Source organism: Chloroflexaceae bacterium (assembly GCA_025057155.1).
Lineage (GTDB): Bacteria > Chloroflexota > Chloroflexia > Chloroflexales > Chloroflexaceae > JACAEO01.
This window is the reverse complement of sequence record JANWYD010000128.1, coordinates 1-610: the sequence shown is the minus strand read 5'-3', so window position 1 is coordinate 610 and position 610 is coordinate 1. Positions and strand designations below refer to the sequence as shown.

Here is a 610-nt window from a genome sequence, read left to right as displayed (position 1 = left end):
TGCCCAGCGTGTAGCCCAGCCAGTTCTTGAAGGCCAGCGCGCCCGCGTAACCCTCTTCGCTGAATTGCGGCAGGTTGAGCACGCCGCCCGCAACCGACAGGACGGCCAGCGCAATGAGCGGCAGGGTAATCACCGGCGGGCTCTCGGTGGCGTGCGCGGCGGCTTCGCTGCGCGGCCTCCCGAAGAACACCATGAGCAGCTGCCGCCCCATGTAGAACGCCGTGAAGAACGCAGCGACGAGCAGGATGATGAAGATCGGCAGGTTGTGCTCGAAGGCGTCCAGCAGGATTTCGTCTTTGGAGAAGAATCCGGAGAGCGGCGGCAGGCCGGCCAGCGCCAGCGCGCCGATGAGGTACGTCCACTGCGTCACCGGCAGCCGTCCCCATAGCCCACCCAGGTGGCGCATGTCCTGCGGGTCGGCGTGGTCGTGGGTGTGGTGCGCGCCGCGTTCCACGGCCTGAATCACCGAGCCGGCGCCGAGGAAGAGCAGCGCCTTGAAGAAGGCGTGCGTCACCAGATGAAACATGCCGGCGACATAGGCGCCCAGCCCAACCGCCGCAATCATGAAGCCGAGCTGCGAAATGGTGGAGTAGGCCAGCACGCGCTTGAT

General features: G+C 66.2%; 1 protein-coding gene. It reads right to left on the bottom strand.

The genetic code is table 11. The features are described from left to right. Positions 1–610: NADH-quinone oxidoreductase subunit L (locus tag NZU74_20625; GenBank protein ID MCS6883731.1), on the bottom strand; the 610-nt coding region annotated here is incomplete at both ends.